Below are 15,612 nucleotides of genomic sequence, written 5' to 3'. Positions count from 1 at the left end.
AGCATCCGCCGAATGTCGCGGCTGCCTGCATCCCCGTGTCCGAGTCGCTCGTATCTGGCTGAGGGTCTCACAACGCGCGTCGCCCGGCACAACCTGCAGCGGGTCGGCCGCAGATCGTTCAATCAAAATGCGTCCGACAGTGCTATATTTCGCTCGACATTCACACCATGGCGATCCGTGCCACCCACTTCGCATGAGCGACACGCCGAACGGTGCCAAAGGTTTCGACCAGTCAGCCCCTTCGCGCGACGCCGATGCGGATGTCGCGCGCCGCGAACATCTGAATCGGGTGATGCTTCAGGCAGCAGCCGGCGATCAGGCGGCTTTCGCGGAGTTGTACCGGCTGACCGCGTCGCGCGTGTTCGGAACAATCGTGCGCATGCTTCACGATCACGGGGAAGCCGAGGATCTCCTGCAGGAGGTCTACACGACCGCGTGGCGACGCATCGAAGCGTTCGACCCGGCGCGCGGCGGCGCGATGACGTGGCTGATCACGCTGGCGCGCAACAGGACGATCGACCGTTTGCGGCAGCATCGCGACGCGCAGCTCGACGACGAACAGGTGCTGGAGCTTCCCGACGAGGATCCGACGCCCGCCGCGCTGGCGGAGGCGACGCAGGAGCGCCAGCGCCTCGAGCGCTGCCTGGCGCAACTCGATCCGCAGCAAGGCCGCGCGGTGCGCGAAGCCTTCTTCAGCGGTGCGACCTACAGTGAGCTGGCAGCGCGGCTGCGCGTGCCGCTCGGAACCATGAAGAGCTGGATCCGGCGCAGCCTGATGCAGCTGAAGGTGTGCCTGGAGCAATGAATACGCCGGCCGATCACGATTCCGAATTGCGCTGCGCAGAATACGCCCTCGGCGTGCTCGACGCAGACGCACGCCGCGAGCTGGAGCAGTCCGCCGCTCGCGACCCGGTATTGCAAGCCACGCTCGATCGCTGGCAGCGCCGCCTCGCCCCGCTCGCGGACGACATCACGCCCGTCGACCCGCCCGCGCGAATCTGGACGAGGATCCAGCACGACCTGGGCTTCATCCCGCCGCCGCGCGCACGCCGCTCCGCGCCAGCCGGCGGATGGTGGAACAGCCTGCCACTTTGGCGCTGGGTCGGCATTGGCGCGAGCGCGGCGGCGCTGGGGCTGCTCACAGTCAATGTGATCCGGGTGGGCGAAGCGCCGCAGCGCCCCGCTGCCGTCGACAGCAGCTACATGGCGGCCACGCTCGCACAAGCGGATGGCGTTGCACGATGGACCGCCACGGTCGACTTGCGCCGTGCCCGGATGGTCGTGGTGCCCGCGAACACGCCGCCGGTCGCCGCGGATCGCTCGACGGAACTGTGGCTGATCCCGCCGAATGCGAAGCCGATCTCGCTCGGCGTATTCGCGTCGAACGCGCCGGCGTCGATGACGCTGCCGCAAGCGATCGTCGCGCAACTCGGTGCACGCGCGGTGCTCGCCGTGTCGCTCGAGCCTCGCGGCGGCTCGCCGAGCGGCCAACCCACCGGGCCTGTGCTCGCCACCGGCTCGATGCACATCGCCTGACGCGCGCAACGCGCGCTCAACGCGTAAAGTGCGGCAGCGTGCCGCCCGTTGCTTTCACGCTCGACGGGATCGCGCCGCATCTCGTCGCATCCGGTTGCATCCGTTCGGTCTCCGGCTCCGTATAAAGGGATATCGCGTCCCCGGAGCCCGTATGCCCGCCGTCGCCGTTGCCCTCCTCGCCTTCGTCGGACTGATCGTGTCCTTCACGGCAGTGTGGATTACCCAATTGCATTCCCGGAACGCCGGGATGATCGATCCGGTCTGGGCCGCGACGCTCGGCTGCGTAGCCATATTCGTCGCCGTGCTGGCAACCGGCTCGGATCTGAATCGCGCGCTCGTGGCCGCCGGTGGCGGCATCTGGGGGCTGCGACTCGCGCGGCACCTGTGGCGGCGCAATCGCGGGCAGCCGGAGGACCCGCGCTATAGACAGTTCCGCCTGCAGTGGGGCGACGCCGCGCCACGCAACATGTTCTGGCTGTTCCAGTTCCAAGCGCTGATCTCCATGTTGCTGTCGCTCGCGTTCTTCATCCCCGCATACAGTGTGCAAGCCCCGTCCCGGTTCGCGATTGCAGCGGCAGTCGCGATCTGGATCGCCGCCGTCGCCGGAGAGACTGCCGCCGACCGGCAACTCAAGCGGTTCCTCGCGAGTCCCGACCACGGCGGCCAGGTCTGTCGCGTCGGATGGTGGCGCTATTCGCGGCACCCCAACTATTTTTTCGAGTGCGTGCACTGGCTCGCCTACACGGCCCTTGCGATCGGAATGCCGTGGGGCTGGCTGACGCTGATGCCGCCCGTCCTGATGGCATGGCTGCTGCTCAAGGTATCCGGCTTGCCGCTGCTCGAAGCGCGTCTGGTGCAAACCCGGCCGGGCTACCGCGAGTACATGCGCACGACCAGCGCCATCGTTCCGTGGCCGCCGAAGCCGGCGCCCAGCCCTTCCCCCACTCGACCCGATCACCCTGAAGACCGGAGCACGCGATCATGACCGCTACCACCTCGCAACCGTCGCCGGCCTCTATGGCTGCACCCAACGACACCTGGCTGATTCGCTACTGCGAGCGCGGCTGGCTGCCGGACCGGCTGATCCGGACCGGAATGCGCGCGCTCATGCGGCAACGCCTGCGCGCCGAGTACGCGTATGACGGCGAACGGCGCGTGGCGGCCCTCGACGCACTGGTGCGCGAACTGGGCGCGAGCCCGATCGCAATCGAGACGCACGCGGCGAACACGCAGCATTACGAGGTGCCCGGCAGTTTCTTCGAGGCCCATCTCGGCCCGCGGCTCAAATATTCGTGCGGCTACTACCCGCGTGGCAACGAAACGCTGGCGCAGGCAGAGGAGGCAATGCTTGCGTTGTACGCGCAGCGCGCAGAGCTGGCGGATGGCCAGCGCATTCTCGACCTGGGATGCGGCTGGGGTTCGCTGTCGCTATGGCTCGCCGAGCGGTATCCGGCGGCGCAGATCGTCGGCCTGTCGAATTCGCACGGTCAACGCCACTTCATCGAGCAATGCGCGGCGCAGCGCGGGCTGACGAATCTGCGAATCGTGACCGGCAACGTGGTGGAGTTCGACTTCGGTCGCGAGGACGCCGGTTTCGACCGCGTGCTCTCGATCGAGATGTTCGAGCATATGAAGAACTACGGGCAACTGCTCGCGAAAATCTCGCGCTGGATGCACGACGACGGCAAGCTCTTCGTGCACATCTTCGCGCACAAGCTACTCGCCTATCACTTCGCGGTGCGCGACGACACCGATTGGATGTCGCGCCATTTCTTCACGGGCGGGACGATGCCGTCGGCCGATCTGCTGCTGCGGTTCCAGGACGACGTGCGCATCGCCCGCCAATGGTGGCTCGACGGCACTCACTACGCCCGCACGGCCAATCAGTGGCTCGCGTCGCTCGACGCGGCGCGCCACCGGGTCATGCCGATACTCGAAACGGTCTACGGCGCCGACGCCCGCATCTGGTTCCAGCGCTGGCGGATGTTCTACATGGCTGTCGCCGAGCTGTTCGGCTATGCCGACGGCCAGGAATGGGGCGTCGCCCACTACCTGTTCGACAAGCGCCGGGGGCGTGCATGAGGGCCGCCCTGTTGCACCGGGTTCTCCGCCGCGTCGCCGTTGCGTTCGTGACGGTGCTCGCGATCGGGGCCGCCGGCTGCTCGGGCAGCCCGCCGAACCCGAATCCGCGCGCCACCGTTCCGCTGTCGACGGTGCCCGTCGACTTGCCGCGCTACATGGGCCGCTGGTACGTGATCGCCAACATCCCGTATTTCGCGGAGCGCGACTTCGTCGGCAGCCGGGCCGAGTGGAGCCTGCGCGAAGACGGCCGGATCGACGACGCATTCGTCGGCCGCAAAGGCGGCTTCGACCAGCCCGAGAAGCGCTATCGGTTCGTCGACTCCGTCAAGCCCGGCAGCGGCGGTGGCGAATGGCGCGTGCGGCTGTTCTGGCCTGTGTATGTCACGCAACTGACGCTCTACATCGACCCCGACTACCGGTACACGATCCTTGGCTACCCGGGCAAGACGCTCGGCTGGATCTTCTCGCGCGAGCCGACGATGGACGAGGCCACCTATCGCTCGCTGCTCGCCCGGCTCGATGCGATGGGTTACGACACGTCGCGCTTCAGGCGGGTGCCGCAAACACCGGACCAGATCGGCAAGCCGGGCTTCGCATCGCCCGGCGAACGCGAATGAAGGCAGCAGCTGCATCCGCAGCGTGCCGTGGCTCGTATATCCGCATATGTCATTCCCGAACCTGCTCTTGTGATTGACGGAGACCATTCGCGATGCACCCGGAACTTTCAGTGTCGTTGCCTGGCCGGCGGATCGCCGTCGTCGGCGCCGGCATCGCGGGCCTTGCCAGCGCGTACCTGCTTGCTCGCCGTCACCGCGTGACGCTGTTCGAGGCCGCCGACTATCTCGGCGGTCACACGCACACGGTCGACGTCGACCTCGACGGCGCACGCCACCCCGTCGACACGGGATTCCTCGTGTTCAACGACCGGACCTATCCGAACCTGATCGCGCTGTTCGACGAACTGGGCGTGGCCGCCCATTCGACCGACATGTCGTTTTCGGTTTCGGTCGACGGCGGCCGGCTCGAATGGGCCGGCAGCAACCTGAACACGGTGTTCGCGCAACGCCGCAACCTGTTCTCGCCGACTTTTCTCGGGATGTTGCGCGACATCCTGCGCTTCAACGCGTCCGCGCACGATCACCTGGAATCGGCGAACCGGGAGCGCCTTTCGGTCGGGGAACTGCTCACGGCCGGCGGCTACGGCGCATCGTTCCAGCGTCACTACCTGCTGCCGATGGCGGCCGCGATCTGGTCGAGCGCGGCCAACGACATCCTGCGGTTTCCGGCGGCGACGTTCCTGCGCTTCTGCCTCAATCACGCGTTGTTGCAGGTCAACAACCGGCCGCCGTGGCGGACGGTCCCGGGCGGCGCGCGGCGGTACGTCGAGCGCATCGCCGCGACGCTCGACGACGTGCGCTTGAATACGCCTGTCCGCGCGATACGGCGCGACGACGCGGGCGTGACCGTCGTCACCGACACGGCCGGTCACGAGCGGTTCGACGCGGTCGTGCTGGCTTGCCATGCGCCGACCAGCCTGCGGCTGCTCGCGGATGCCAGCGACGCCGAGCGCGAGGTGCTGGGCGCCGTGCGCTATCAGCACAACGTCGCGGTGCTGCATACCGATACGGCGTTGCTGCCGCGCCGCCGACGCGTGTGGTCGGCGTGGAACTACCTGAGCGGCCGGCCGGGGCGCAGCGGTGGCGAGTCGCCCGTGTGCGTGAGCTACCTGCTCAACCAGTTGCAGCCGCTGCCGTTCCGCTCGCCGGTCGTCGTCACGCTGAATCCGGTCGACGAGCCCGCCCCCGGCACGCAGCTCGGCCGCTACGATTACGAGCATCCGCTGCTCGACCTCGCGGCCGTCGACGCCCAGCAACGTCTGCCGGCACTGCAAGGGCCGCGCCATACTTGGTTCGCGGGAGCGTGGACGGGCTACGGCTTTCACGAGGACGGGCTGAAGTCCGCGTTGCGCGTCGCCCGCGACTTCGGTGTCGCTCCGGCCTGGGCCAAGCCATGAGCGCACCCTTTGCCCGCGACGGCACGGCCGCCCGGCTTCTCGTCGGCAACGTGATGCATGAACGGCTGCGGCCCGTGCGCCATGCGTTCACGTATCCGGTCTTCCAGGTCTGCTGCGACGTCGAACGGCTGGACGAGATCGATGGCAACTGGTTCGGTATCGATCGCTGGCGCCCGCTCGGACTCGCGTTGCGTGACTACGGCCCGCGCGACGGCCGCGCGCTCGGCCCGTGGATGCGCGATGTCCTTGCGCACGCCGGCATTCCCGCCGACGGCCCGATCTGGCTGCAGACGATTCCGCGCATCTTCGGCTACGCGTTCAACCCGGTGAGCTTCTGGTACTGCTACGACCGCGCGGGCCGGCTTCGCGCGCTGTACGCCGATGTGCGCAACACGTTCGGTGCGCACCACGGCTACCTGATGAGTACGATGCACCACGCGCCGATCGGAGCCGACACCGTGCTCGTCTGCCGCAAGACGTTTCATGTCTCGCCGTTTTGCGACGTCGTCGGGGATTACGCGTTTCGCGTGCGTCAGCGCGGCGATCATCTGAACGTGGCGATCGACTATCGCGACGACGACGGTCTGCTGCTGCGCACGGCAATCGGCATGCGGTCCGCGCCGCTGACGGCGGCACGCGCGTGGCGCGCGCTGGCCCGGCAGCCGCTTAACGCGATCAACGTCGTCATTCGCATTCATTGGCAAGCGCTGCGGCTGTGGCTCGCGCGCGTGCCGTTCTATGGCAAGACGCCCCCCGGCCGTTCTGCCGCTGCCGATTCGCCATTGTCCCGTTCGCCGGGCGCGTCGCCACGCGGCCGCTCGGCGATGTCCGATCACGAGGCTCGTCCATGACCTTGCTGCGCCTGCTGTCTCCCGCATCGCAACCGGCGATGCCGCTCTCGGCCCGGTTGTTCATCGCGCTTCTACGACAAATCCGCGACGGCCACCTGACGCTTGTAACGCCCGAAGGCGCGCAGCATGTGTTCGGCGATCCGCACTGCCAGCCGGCCGCGACGCTGCAGGTCCGCGACTGGCGGGCGTGCCGTGCGATCCTGCGCGCGGGCGACATCGGATTCGCGGAAGCGTATCGCGCCGGCTGGATCGACACGCCCGAACTCGTCGCGCTGCTGCGCCTCGCGATCCGCAATCAGCCGGTGATCGCGAAGACGGTGACCGGCGGCCGCCTGGCACGCGTCTGGTACGCGCTGCGTCACCGGCTAAGGATGAATACGCGGGCCGGCAGCCGCCGCAACATCCACGCGCACTACGATCTCGGCAACGACTTTTACGGGTTGTGGCTCGACGACACGTGGACGTATTCGAGCGCATGCTTCGACGGCGACACGCAGCGTTCGCTCGCCGACGCGCAAACGGCGAAGTATCAGCGCATCGTCGATTCGCTCGGCCTGCGCGCGGGCATGCGCGTGCTCGAGATCGGGTGCGGCTGGGGCGGCTTCGCCGTGCATGCCGCACGGCAAGGCATACGCGTGCATGGCGTCACCATCTCGCAGGCGCAATACACACTGGCCCGCGAGCGCATCGCGCGCGCCGGGCTGTCCGATCGGGTCACGCTCGAATTGCGCGACTATCGCGACGTCGACGGCCAATACGATGCGATCGTGTCGATCGAGATGTTCGAGGCCGTGGGCGAAACGTTCTGGCCGGTGTATTTCGACACGCTCAGGCAGCGCCTGAAGCCCGGTGCTCGCGCGCTGATTCAATCGATCACGATCGTCGAGTCGCAATTCGAGGCCTACCGCGCGTCGAGCGACTTCATCCGCGAGTTCATCTTTCCCGGCGGGATGCTGCCGAGCCCGGAGCGCTTCGTCGATGCCGCGCGGCGGGCTGGCCTGGCTGCTGAGCCGGTGCTTGCGTTCGGCGACGACTACGCACGCACGCTGCGCACCTGGCGGGCCACGTTCGAGGCACGCATCGACTCGGTGCGCGCGCAACGGTTCGACGAGACGTTCATTCGCACCTGGCGCCTCTATCTCGCCTATTGCGAAGCGGGATTTGCCGAGCGGCGAACCGACGTGATGCATTTCATCGTGTCGTCGGGCGGCTGACATGAGGCGCCGGCTTGCGATGCTCGCCGCGGCCGCGGCGCTGGCTGCACCGCTGTACGCCGGCGCGAGCTGCGCCGACGATATCGCATCGGCGCGACTGATCGGATCCGGCCGGTTCTGCATACTGGGCATCTGTCTGTACGACGCTCAGCTTTGGGCGCCCCGGTCTCCCGGCGCGTTCGACACGCCGTTTGCGTTGTCGCTGGCCTACCGTCACGACGTGAAAGGCGAGCGGCTCGTCTCGACGGGCATGGACGAGATCGAGCGCCTCGCACCCGCGCCGTTGCCGGCTGCGACACTCGATGCATGGCGCCGCGATATCGAACGGGCGTTTACCGACGTATCGCGCGGTGACGTGCTTTGCGGCGTGTATTTTCCCGAGCGCGGCGCACGCTTCTACACCAACGGCCGCCTCACGGCCGACGTGACCGACCCGGCGTTTGCGCGCGCGTTCTTCGCGATCTGGCTCGACCCGCGCACGCGGGCAAAATCGTTGCGCCGTCAGCTGCTGGGCGACGATGCGCGCTGATTCGATGGTGAGCGATGGTTAGCGGCGGTGACCGGTGCATCGTATCGATGCCGACAGCATCGATCGACGGGACAGTTCGCCAGTGATCCTTCTCGACGCGTGATTCGCGATGGCCAACAAGACGCACTTGCCTGACAAGATATGCGAGACCTGCGTCTTGCCTTTCAGCTGGAGAAAGAAATGGAAGGCGGTCTGGGGCGAAGTCCGATATTGCTCGGAGCGTTGCCGCCGGAATCGGCGGTCGCCCTCCGGCATGAAGACGAACGCTTCAGGCCGTTGAATTCGCATTGATGAGCCGATCGCGAGCGGCGCGCGGGCCCGGGTAGCGCTTCGAACGCGCCGAGACGGAATGCTCGCCCTGCTTCGGTTCACCAGGATCGATCGGCACCGGTGGGCGCAGGCGTGCTCGTCAGCGCGGCCCATCTACCCTTCCCCACGGCCGTCTGGTTTGGAGCGTGCACGGTCGCCTCCAGGCGAGTCACTCCACCCCGCATCAGCCTGTATGACGCTAGCGTGAAAGCGCGGTCATGTTCGCTTGCGCGAACGGCCGTGTTCCGACGCATTGACTCATAAAGGTGAGACAAGATGGATGTGCGCATCGAATTTTCACACTTATAGGCGCACATTGTGGCCCGTCTAGGCATCGAATCGCTGCCAATTCGATGACGTCAAAATGCGTTTCGCGCGTATTATTTATATACAACTCCCTCCTCGTAATGAGCGTTAGTGCACTGATAACGCCATTTTCCGACTCTGACTGGACGCTTGACGCCAAAATTTCCGGTACAAATTATTCGGTGAGTCGAGTTTCCGCTTCACTTTCCAGAAAATTTGCATACAATCCCAGCTGTGACGCATGAATCGACCGAGGGAGGCCCCGTGCCAACACGCAATCACGACATCAAGCCGCGCCGGTTCCTGGCCTGTCCGGCTTCATTGATGGCGCGCGTGGCCGTCGCCACGGCACGCAGCCCGTCACACCAGCCCGGTGCGGCGCCCGGCCGGCCGGTTGCATCGCGCTTGCGGGTCGCCGCGCAGCAACGCGGCCATCGCTGTCGGTGCCGCTCGCCGCAGGTGACCGACCGGTGTTCAAGCGCCGGTCTGAACGGCGCACTGCCCGAACGGCGATCGAACACCATCGCGGCTGGCGCGTGCCCGACGCTGCTCGTCACGGGCGGCCTGACTGCATCCGACGAAACGGTCGAGCGAGTCGGCCTGCGCGTCAGCGAGCGTGTCGAATCGGTGTCGCGGGCGCTGCGGCAGCCCGGCCTCGATGTCGACGCCCTGATCGCCGAGGTCTCGTCGTTGCACGTGGATCTGGCGAATCAGTTCGTGTCGCTGGCGCAGGCGCGCCGTGTCCGCGCGGCCGCGATCGTCTATGAGTGCGGCAGCGCGCAAGCCCTATCGGTGGTTCGCCTTGCAGGCTTCCACCTGTTTCGCTCGGTCGGCGGCCGCATCGACGAGGCGCTCGTGCTGGCGAAGCTGCAACAATCCGTCGCCCTCACGTTCTCGGCGAAGCCGGCGGAGAACGACCCGATATTGCGGTTCCTCCGCGACGTCGACGGCTGGGCCCCGGCAACGCCGATGGGTCCGTCGTGCGCGATCAGAGTCGGATCTCCGGTGACGCTGCCGGGTCGCCATGCACGCCGGCGCGCGCGCAGGTGAGCGTCACCCGCTGGATGCGTCGTCGAAATGGCGGCAGCGTCCACACGGTTTTTACCCACGGAACACAAGTCAATCATCGCATCGTCTCAGTCGTGATCCATCGCAGCACCACCTAACCTCGAGAAACGAACCGAAATGGGAAATCTGATCGACGCTCCCGAGCACACCTTGACTGCGATCGACGAGGGCATTCCTCTGTCGCACATCATTCGTCGTCGGCTTGAGAACGCGGGCGCGCGCTTCCATGCAAACGACAACATCGCCGCGCACCTGCGCGACGGCGAGCTGGATGCGTTGCAAAACGAAGTCGCGCAGGGAATGGAAGCCGTGCTGCGCTCGCTCGTGATCGACGTCGACAACGACCACAACACCCGCGAAACCGCGCGGCGCGTCGCGAAGATGTTCATCCGTGAAGTGTTCGCAGGCCGCTACGACGCAGCGCCATCCGTGACCGAGTTCCCGAACGTCGAGCGGCTGGACGAGCTGCTGATCGTCGGGCCGCTGCGCGTGCGCAGCGCCTGCTCGCATCATCTTTGCCCGATCATGGGCCGCATCTGGATCGGCGTGCTGCCCAGCGCCACGTCGAATCTGATCGGCCTGTCGAAGTATGGAAGGCTGGTGAACTGGGTCATGACGCGCCCGCAGATCCAGGAAGAAGCGGTCAAGCAGATTGCCGACCTCCTCGAATCGCGCATCTCGCCCGACGGGCTTGCCGTCGTGCTCGAGGCCGAGCACTTCTGCATGCATTGGCGCGGCACCAAGGACGACCAGGCAAAAATGACCAACAGCGTGATGCGCGGAAAATTTCTCGCGGACGCGTCGCTTCGCCGCGAGTTTCTCGCCTTGTTGTCCGGAAAGAATGCGTAAAGCGCGCGGCAGGCATTCGCGACGAATGCACCGGCGCAGTGCTTGGTCATGATCCGCGTCCGCTCGTCACCGCGGGCGCGCAACAGCAGGAAGCTCAAAGCCATGCGGAGTTCCCGATGAACTGGTCGCACGATTCACTCCGCCCGTCCGCCGGCCAGGGTCGATCGACGACGCTGCAGTCAGGCAGGCAGCAGCGCCGGGGCGCGTCCCGCGGGAGGTCACGCCCGGGCGGCAGAACCGAATTCACCGCCGATGCGGTCGTTCAGCCCGATGAAGCCTCCGACGCGCATGCGGAACTCGACCGATTGCTGTCGCGCGTCGCCGCCGGCGACGAGCACGCGTTCGCGCAGCTGTATCGATTGACGGCGGCGCGGCTGTACGGCGCGATCGTCCGGATGATCCGCGACCGCCATGAAGCGGAAGACCTGCTCCAGGACGTGTTCACGACGACGTGGCGTCGTGCCGATTCATTCGACGCCAGACGCGGCACGGCGATGACATGGCTGATGACGCTCGCGCGCAATCGGACCATCGACCGGATCAGGCAGCACCGCGAGGTGCCGCTCGACGACGAGCTGGCGCTGTCGATCCCCGACGAAAGTCCGACGCCCGACCTCGGCGCGCAGGCTAGCCAGGAGCGCCTGCGTCTGGAGCGCGGGCTCGCGCATCTGGGCGAGCGCCAGGCGTATGTGCTGCGGGAAGCGTTTCACAGCGGCGCATCGTATGCGGAGCTGGCCGAGCGCATGCAGGTGCCGCTCGGCACGATGAAGAGCTGGATTCGCCGCAGCCTGATGCGACTCAAAATCTATCTCGAGCAATGAGCGGGCGAGTCACTTCTCGGTTCGATCGCGTTGCGCGAGGCGGACCAAGCGACGGCTGCGATCCGCGTAGCCGTTGAATCGATATTTGTAGCGGCGGGAGCCGAGTATTGCGCGCAAGTTCGCCGATCCTTCGAGGATCGGAAACGTGCCGTCACCATTGCGCGCCGTGTGGATAACGAACGATCGTCGATCGAGCGGCAACATGCCCGGGCAACATGCGCCCGGCGATCGTAGCGCAGATGCGCATGTGTACCCCACCCGAGCCGAGGGTGCCCATCGACACCCCCGCCATTTCACGCGCGCCGAGATCTCATAGCGCGCGACGAACCATCAGTTCCTTGATCTTGCCGATCGCCTTCGTCGGGTTCAGGCCCTTCGGGCAAACGTCGACGCAGTTCATGATCGTGTGGCAACGGAACAGACGGTACGGGTCTTCCAGGTTGTCGAGGCGCTCGCCGGTGGCCGTGTCGCGGCTGTCCGCGATGAAGCGGTACGCCTGCAGCAGGCCGGCCGGGCCGACGAACTTGTCCGGGTTCCACCAGAAGCTCGGGCACGACGTCGAGCAGCTCGCGCACAGAATGCACTCGTACACGCCGTCGAGCTCGTCGCGCTCTTCCGGCGACTGGAGGCGTTCCTTCTCCGGCGGCGGCGCGTCGTTGATCAGGTACGGCTTGATCGAGTGATACTGGTTGAAGAAGTGCGTCATGTCGACGATCAGGTCGCGCACGACGGGCAGGCCCGGCAGCGGACGCAGCACGATCTTCTGCGGCAGGTCGTTCAGGTTCGTCAGGCACGCGAGACCGTTCTTGCCGTTGATGTTCATCGCGTCCGAACCGCACACGCCTTCGCGGCACGAACGGCGGAACGACAGCGTCTCGTCCAGTGCCTTCAGCTTGACCAGTGCGTCGAGCAGCATGCGCTCGTGCTGGATCTCGAGCTCGTACGTCTGCATGCGCGGCGCCGCGTCCTTGTCCGGATCGTAGCGGTAGACTTCAAAAATGCGTTTTGCCATTTCGGATTCCTTTGACTCGGCTTAGAACGTGCGCGGCTTCGGCGGCACGGAGTCGACCGTCAGCGGCTTCATTTGAACCGGCTTGTAGTCGAGGCGATCGCCTTCGCTGTACCACAGCGTGTGGCGCAGCCAGTTGTCGTCGTCGCGGTGTTCGTAATCGCTGTGGGCGTGCGCGCCGCGGCTTTCCTTGCGCGCTTCCGCCGACACCATCGTCGCGCGCGCGACTTCGATCAGGTTCTCCAGCTCGAGCGCTTCGACGCGCGCGGTGTTGAACACCTTCGACTTGTCCTTCAGGTGGATGTTTTCCACGCGCGCCTTCAGGCCGGCCATCTGATCGACGCCTTCCTTCAGCAGTGCCGACGTGCGGAACACGCCTGCGTGCTTCTGCATCGTCGCGCGGATGTCGTTGGCGACGTCCTGCGTGTACTCGCCCGAGGCCGACTTGTCGAGCTTGTTCAGACGCGCCAGCGAGAATTCGCCTGCATCGGCCGGCAGCGGCTTGTGTTCCTTCTGGTTCTTCACGTGCTCGACGATGTGGTTGCCGGCCGCACGGCCGAACACCACGAGGTCCAGCAGCGAGTTCGTACCGAGGCGGTTCGCGCCGTGCACGGACACGCACGAGCACTCGCCCACTGCGTAGAAGCCGTTGACCGGATCCTTGTGGCCGCGCGACGTGCCGACGACCTGACCATGGATGTTGGTCGGGATGCCGCCCATCTGGTAGTGGATCGTCGGGACGACGGGGATCGGTTCCTTGATCGCATCGACATTCGCGAACTTCAGCGCGATTTCGCGGATCGACGGCAGACGCTTCATGATCGTCTCGGCGCCGATGTGCGACAGGTCGAGCAGCACGTGGTCCTTGTTCGGACCGACGCCGCGGCCTTCCTTGATTTCCTGGTCCATCGAACGCGACACGAAGTCACGCGGCGCCAGATCCTTCAGCGTCGGGGCGTAGCGTTCCATGAAGCGCTCGCCGTTCGCGTTGCGCAGGATGCCGCCTTCGCCGCGCACGCCTTCGGTGATCAGCACGCCCGCGCCGGCCACGCCGGTCGGGTGGAACTGCCAGAACTCCATGTCCTGCAGCGCGATGCCCGAGCGTGCAGCCATGCCGAGGCCGTCGCCGGTGTTGATGAACGCGTTGGTCGATGCCGCGAAGATCCGGCCTGCGCCGCCCGTCGCGAACAGCGTCGTCTTGCCTTCCATGATGTAGACGTCGCCCGTCTCCATCTCGAGGGCCGTCACGCCGAGCACGTCGCCTTCCGCGTCGCGGATCAGGTCGAGCGCCATCCATTCGACGAAGAACTGCGTCTTCGCCTCGACGTTCTGCTGGTACAGCGTGTGCAGCAGCGCGTGACCGGTACGGTCGGCGGCCGCGCACGCGCGCTGGACCGGCTTCTCGCCGTAGTTCGCGGTGTGGCCGCCGAACGGACGCTGGTAGATCGTGCCGTCCGCGTTACGGTCGAACGGCATGCCGAAGTGTTCCAGTTCATACACGACGTTCGGTGCTTCGCGGCACATGAACTCGATCGCGTCCTGGTCGCCTTCTTGAGCGCAGCGAGCTGCTCGTTGATCGTCGCCCGGTCCAGCGTCCCGGGCACCAGTTGCTTGATCAGTTCCGGGTCCAGGTTCAAGCCCTTGCCCGGCTCAATCGTTACTTCTTCTTTGCGTTTGCGTGGCATAAAAGTGGCTCCTTGGCCTTCAGTTTATGCCTCACACACAAAAGACCGGATAGGCTCTAGCGACAGGCCTGCCACACTCGTCAACAGGCACCGCAACGCGAAATACCAGGCCGGAATGAAATCCTTTCTCCACAGGATGCCGTCGACGGCCGCGCAGGCGACGAGCACGATCGCCATTCCCGTGAGTCGCGCGCCGATGCCAGGCATCATGAGCACGGCCCACGCCATCAAGGCGGGAATCACGCTCCACCCGTAGAGAACACGCTGGCGGGGCGGCGATTCGGCTGCACGCAGCGCGACACCCCAATGCACGGCGCCGACGAACGACGCGATACACGCGGCGTAGTTCAGCAGCGCGTGCACGTAATCGTCACTGGCAGCCGACGCGTGGACACTCAGCCACGACAGCGCGATGAACGGCACGAGGCCGGCCAGCGCCAACGCTGCGGGCACGCGGTAACGACGCAGGACCGCAGGCATGGTCATGGCCTCGGCGGAACGATCAGCGCGCCCTGGCCGCCATCGACGCCGAATTGCGGGCCGGTCACCCATGATGCATCGTCGCTCAACAGGAACGCCGCAAGCGCGGCGGGATCGTCGCCGGCGCCGAGCCGTCCGAGCGGATTCGCGTCCGCGAGGCGCTTCGCGGCCTGCGGCGCACTGGCCAGACGCGCGGACATTGCCGAGGCGATCAGGCCGGGATGAATGCAGTTGACGCGAATCCCGCGCGCCGCGTAGGTGGCGGCCGCCGACTGCGCGAGCGCGGCCACCGCGGCTTTCGCGCTGGGGATGGCCTCATGGTTCGGGAAGCCTGCTCTCGAAGCGACACTGCCGAACAGCACCGCACTGCCCCCGGCCCGAGCGGCGAGCAACACGCGGACGAACGCGCGCAATGCGTTCCATGCCGAGAAGTAATTCGCCGCGAACGCGTCGTGCAGTTCCGCATCCGAAGTCGAATGCATCGGCTTGACGACGATCGAGCCGACGCAATGCGCGAGCCCGTCGGGCACGCCGAAGCGCTCGATGCCCGTCTCGAGCGCGCGATCGAGCGCCGCCGCGTCAGTCGCGTCGGCAGGCGCAACGACCACACGCTCGCGCGACATCGTCTCGGCAAGGGCGCCGAGACGATCCGCGTTTCGTGCGGTGAGCACCATTGAAACGCCCTTGGCGTTCAAACGACGCGCGAGTGCGCTGCCAACGGCCCCCGTTGCACCACAGATCCAGACAAAAGCCATGGTGACTCCTGTTGCGAGCATCCGTCCCGTACGGCGACTCCGGCGCCTGCATGCGCGGCGCTCGACGACCGCCGCGCGATGCGCGACCGGGTCGCGTCATGCCA

The 15,612-nt window shown here is 66.3% G+C and carries 17 protein-coding genes and 2 pseudogenes; 13 read left to right on the top strand and 6 right to left on the bottom strand.

Annotation, left to right across the window (positions count from 1 at the left end; genetic code table 11):
- The first annotated feature begins 193 nt into the window (after positions 1-193).
- From WS66_RS30855 to WS66_RS30795, 13 genes are all read left to right on the top strand, one after another.
- A complete protein-coding gene (locus tag WS66_RS30855; protein ID WP_059608031.1) occupies positions 194-805 on the top strand; it encodes a sigma-70 family RNA polymerase sigma factor in 612 nt (203 codons plus the stop codon).
- Positions 802-1,536 (top strand): anti-sigma factor, encoded by a 735-nt coding sequence (locus WS66_RS30850; protein WP_059608030.1) that lies wholly within the window; start codon positions 802-804, stop codon positions 1,534-1,536. The genes WS66_RS30855 and WS66_RS30850 overlap by 4 nt, the downstream gene beginning before the upstream one ends.
- Before the next feature lie 151 nt (positions 1,537-1,687).
- Complete coding sequence (locus WS66_RS30845; protein ID WP_059608029.1) at positions 1,688-2,521, top strand: DUF1295 domain-containing protein; 834 nt, start codon at positions 1,688-1,690, stop codon at positions 2,519-2,521.
- Entirely contained in the window at positions 2,518-3,618 is a 1,101-nt protein-coding gene (locus tag WS66_RS30840; protein WP_059608028.1) for an SAM-dependent methyltransferase, read from the top strand. The genes WS66_RS30845 and WS66_RS30840 overlap by 4 nt, the downstream gene beginning before the upstream one ends.
- Entirely contained in the window at positions 3,615-4,235 is a 621-nt protein-coding gene (locus tag WS66_RS30835; RefSeq protein ID WP_059608027.1) for a lipocalin family protein, read from the top strand. The genes WS66_RS30840 and WS66_RS30835 overlap by 4 nt, the downstream gene beginning before the upstream one ends.
- Before the next feature lie 92 nt (positions 4,236-4,327).
- A complete protein-coding gene (locus WS66_RS30830) occupies positions 4,328-5,632 on the top strand; it encodes an NAD(P)/FAD-dependent oxidoreductase (protein ID WP_059608026.1) in 1,305 nt (434 codons plus the stop codon).
- A complete protein-coding gene (locus WS66_RS30825) occupies positions 5,629-6,483 on the top strand; it encodes a DUF1365 domain-containing protein (RefSeq protein WP_059608025.1) in 855 nt (284 codons plus the stop codon). The genes WS66_RS30830 and WS66_RS30825 overlap by 4 nt, the downstream gene beginning before the upstream one ends.
- Positions 6,480-7,697, top strand: coding sequence for an SAM-dependent methyltransferase (locus WS66_RS30820; RefSeq protein ID WP_059608024.1), 1,218 nt, complete (start codon positions 6,480-6,482; stop codon positions 7,695-7,697). Before WS66_RS30825 ends, WS66_RS30820 begins: the two co-directional genes overlap by 4 nt.
- Before the next feature lies 1 nt (position 7,698).
- Positions 7,699-8,226, top strand: coding sequence for a chalcone isomerase family protein (locus WS66_RS30815; protein ID WP_059608023.1), 528 nt, complete (start codon positions 7,699-7,701; stop codon positions 8,224-8,226).
- 109 nt (positions 8,227-8,335) lie between these two features.
- Positions 8,336-8,506, top strand: coding sequence for a DUF2256 domain-containing protein (locus WS66_RS30810; RefSeq protein WP_082729077.1), 171 nt, complete (start codon positions 8,336-8,338; stop codon positions 8,504-8,506).
- Between the two features lie 599 nt (positions 8,507-9,105).
- Entirely contained in the window at positions 9,106-9,891 is a 786-nt protein-coding gene (locus tag WS66_RS30805) for a hypothetical protein (RefSeq protein WP_059608021.1), read from the top strand.
- A gap of 135 nt (positions 9,892-10,026) precedes the next feature.
- Positions 10,027-10,758 (top strand): GTP cyclohydrolase I, encoded by a 732-nt coding sequence (folE, locus tag WS66_RS30800; protein ID WP_059608020.1) that lies wholly within the window; start codon positions 10,027-10,029, stop codon positions 10,756-10,758.
- Between the two features lie 116 nt (positions 10,759-10,874).
- On the top strand, positions 10,875-11,579 hold the full coding sequence (locus tag WS66_RS30795; RefSeq protein ID WP_059608033.1) for a sigma-70 family RNA polymerase sigma factor: 705 nt from the start codon (positions 10,875-10,877) through the stop codon (positions 11,577-11,579).
- A gap of 9 nt (positions 11,580-11,588) precedes the next feature.
- Here WS66_RS30795 and WS66_RS30790 read toward each other — a convergent pair whose 3' ends face one another.
- The 6 genes and pseudogenes from WS66_RS30790 to WS66_RS30765 all read right to left on the bottom strand — a co-directional run bounded on the left by WS66_RS30790 (position 11,589) and on the right by WS66_RS30765 (position 15,508).
- Entirely contained in the window at positions 11,589-11,783 is a 195-nt protein-coding gene (locus WS66_RS30790) for a hypothetical protein (RefSeq protein ID WP_059608019.1), read from the bottom strand.
- A 106-nt stretch (positions 11,784-11,889) separates the two neighbouring features.
- Positions 11,890-12,591, bottom strand: coding sequence for a succinate dehydrogenase iron-sulfur subunit (locus WS66_RS30785; RefSeq protein ID WP_108064779.1), 702 nt, complete (start codon positions 12,589-12,591; stop codon positions 11,890-11,892).
- A 21-nt stretch (positions 12,592-12,612) separates the two neighbouring features.
- Positions 12,613-14,136, bottom strand: a pseudogene (gene sdhA / locus WS66_RS30780) (succinate dehydrogenase flavoprotein subunit); the annotation flags it as partial.
- Positions 14,118-14,273, bottom strand: a pseudogene (locus tag WS66_RS30775) (IS256 family transposase); the annotation flags it as partial. The pseudogenes sdhA and WS66_RS30775, both read right to left, overlap by 19 nt.
- Before the next feature lie 24 nt (positions 14,274-14,297).
- Positions 14,298-14,753: a DUF3429 domain-containing protein gene (locus tag WS66_RS30770; protein ID WP_236873014.1), complete on the bottom strand. Its 456-nt coding sequence runs from the start codon at positions 14,751-14,753 to the stop codon at positions 14,298-14,300.
- Between the two features lie 2 nt (positions 14,754-14,755).
- A complete protein-coding gene (locus WS66_RS30765) occupies positions 14,756-15,508 on the bottom strand; it encodes an SDR family NAD(P)-dependent oxidoreductase (RefSeq protein WP_059603671.1) in 753 nt (250 codons plus the stop codon).
- Positions 15,509-15,612: the final 104 nt, after the last annotated feature.

Origin of the sequence: Burkholderia sp. LA-2-3-30-S1-D2 (assembly GCF_001523915.2) — a bacterium.
Lineage (GTDB): Bacteria > Pseudomonadota > Gammaproteobacteria > Burkholderiales > Burkholderiaceae > Burkholderia > Burkholderia diffusa.
The sequence above is the reverse complement of the archived record's forward strand: the minus strand, read 5'-3'. Positions and strand labels throughout refer to the sequence as shown.

What these genes read in the sequence shown, in the direction of transcription:
- WS66_RS30855 (WP_059608031.1), top strand. Translation starts at nt 194, where the DNA reads ATGAGCGACACGCCGAACGGTGCCAAAGGTTTCGACCAGTCAGCCCCT.
- WS66_RS30850 (WP_059608030.1), top strand. Translation starts at nt 802, where the DNA reads ATGAATACGCCGGCCGATCACGATTCCGAATTGCGCTGCGCAGAATAC.
- WS66_RS30845 (WP_059608029.1), top strand. Translation starts at nt 1,688, where the DNA reads ATGCCCGCCGTCGCCGTTGCCCTCCTCGCCTTCGTCGGACTGATCGTG.
- WS66_RS30840 (WP_059608028.1), top strand. Translation starts at nt 2,518, where the DNA reads ATGACCGCTACCACCTCGCAACCGTCGCCGGCCTCTATGGCTGCACCC.
- WS66_RS30835 (WP_059608027.1), top strand. Translation starts at nt 3,615, where the DNA reads ATGAGGGCCGCCCTGTTGCACCGGGTTCTCCGCCGCGTCGCCGTTGCG.
- WS66_RS30830 (WP_059608026.1), top strand. Translation starts at nt 4,328, where the DNA reads ATGCACCCGGAACTTTCAGTGTCGTTGCCTGGCCGGCGGATCGCCGTC.
- WS66_RS30825 (WP_059608025.1), top strand. Translation starts at nt 5,629, where the DNA reads ATGAGCGCACCCTTTGCCCGCGACGGCACGGCCGCCCGGCTTCTCGTC.
- WS66_RS30820 (WP_059608024.1), top strand. Translation starts at nt 6,480, where the DNA reads ATGACCTTGCTGCGCCTGCTGTCTCCCGCATCGCAACCGGCGATGCCG.
- WS66_RS30815 (WP_059608023.1), top strand. Translation starts at nt 7,699, where the DNA reads ATGAGGCGCCGGCTTGCGATGCTCGCCGCGGCCGCGGCGCTGGCTGCA.
- WS66_RS30810 (WP_082729077.1), top strand. Translation starts at nt 8,336, where the DNA reads ATGGCCAACAAGACGCACTTGCCTGACAAGATATGCGAGACCTGCGTC.
- folE (WP_059608020.1), top strand. Translation starts at nt 10,027, where the DNA reads ATGGGAAATCTGATCGACGCTCCCGAGCACACCTTGACTGCGATCGAC.
- WS66_RS30795 (WP_059608033.1), top strand. Translation starts at nt 10,875, where the DNA reads ATGAACTGGTCGCACGATTCACTCCGCCCGTCCGCCGGCCAGGGTCGA.
- WS66_RS30790 (WP_059608019.1), bottom strand. Translation starts at nt 11,783, where the DNA reads ATGTTGCCGCTCGATCGACGATCGTTCGTTATCCACACGGCGCGCAAT.
- WS66_RS30785 (WP_108064779.1), bottom strand. Translation starts at nt 12,591, where the DNA reads ATGGCAAAACGCATTTTTGAAGTCTACCGCTACGATCCGGACAAGGAC.
- WS66_RS30770 (WP_236873014.1), bottom strand. Translation starts at nt 14,753, where the DNA reads ATGCCTGCGGTCCTGCGTCGTTACCGCGTGCCCGCAGCGTTGGCGCTG.
- WS66_RS30765 (WP_059603671.1), bottom strand. Translation starts at nt 15,508, where the DNA reads ATGGCTTTTGTCTGGATCTGTGGTGCAACGGGGGCCGTTGGCAGCGCA.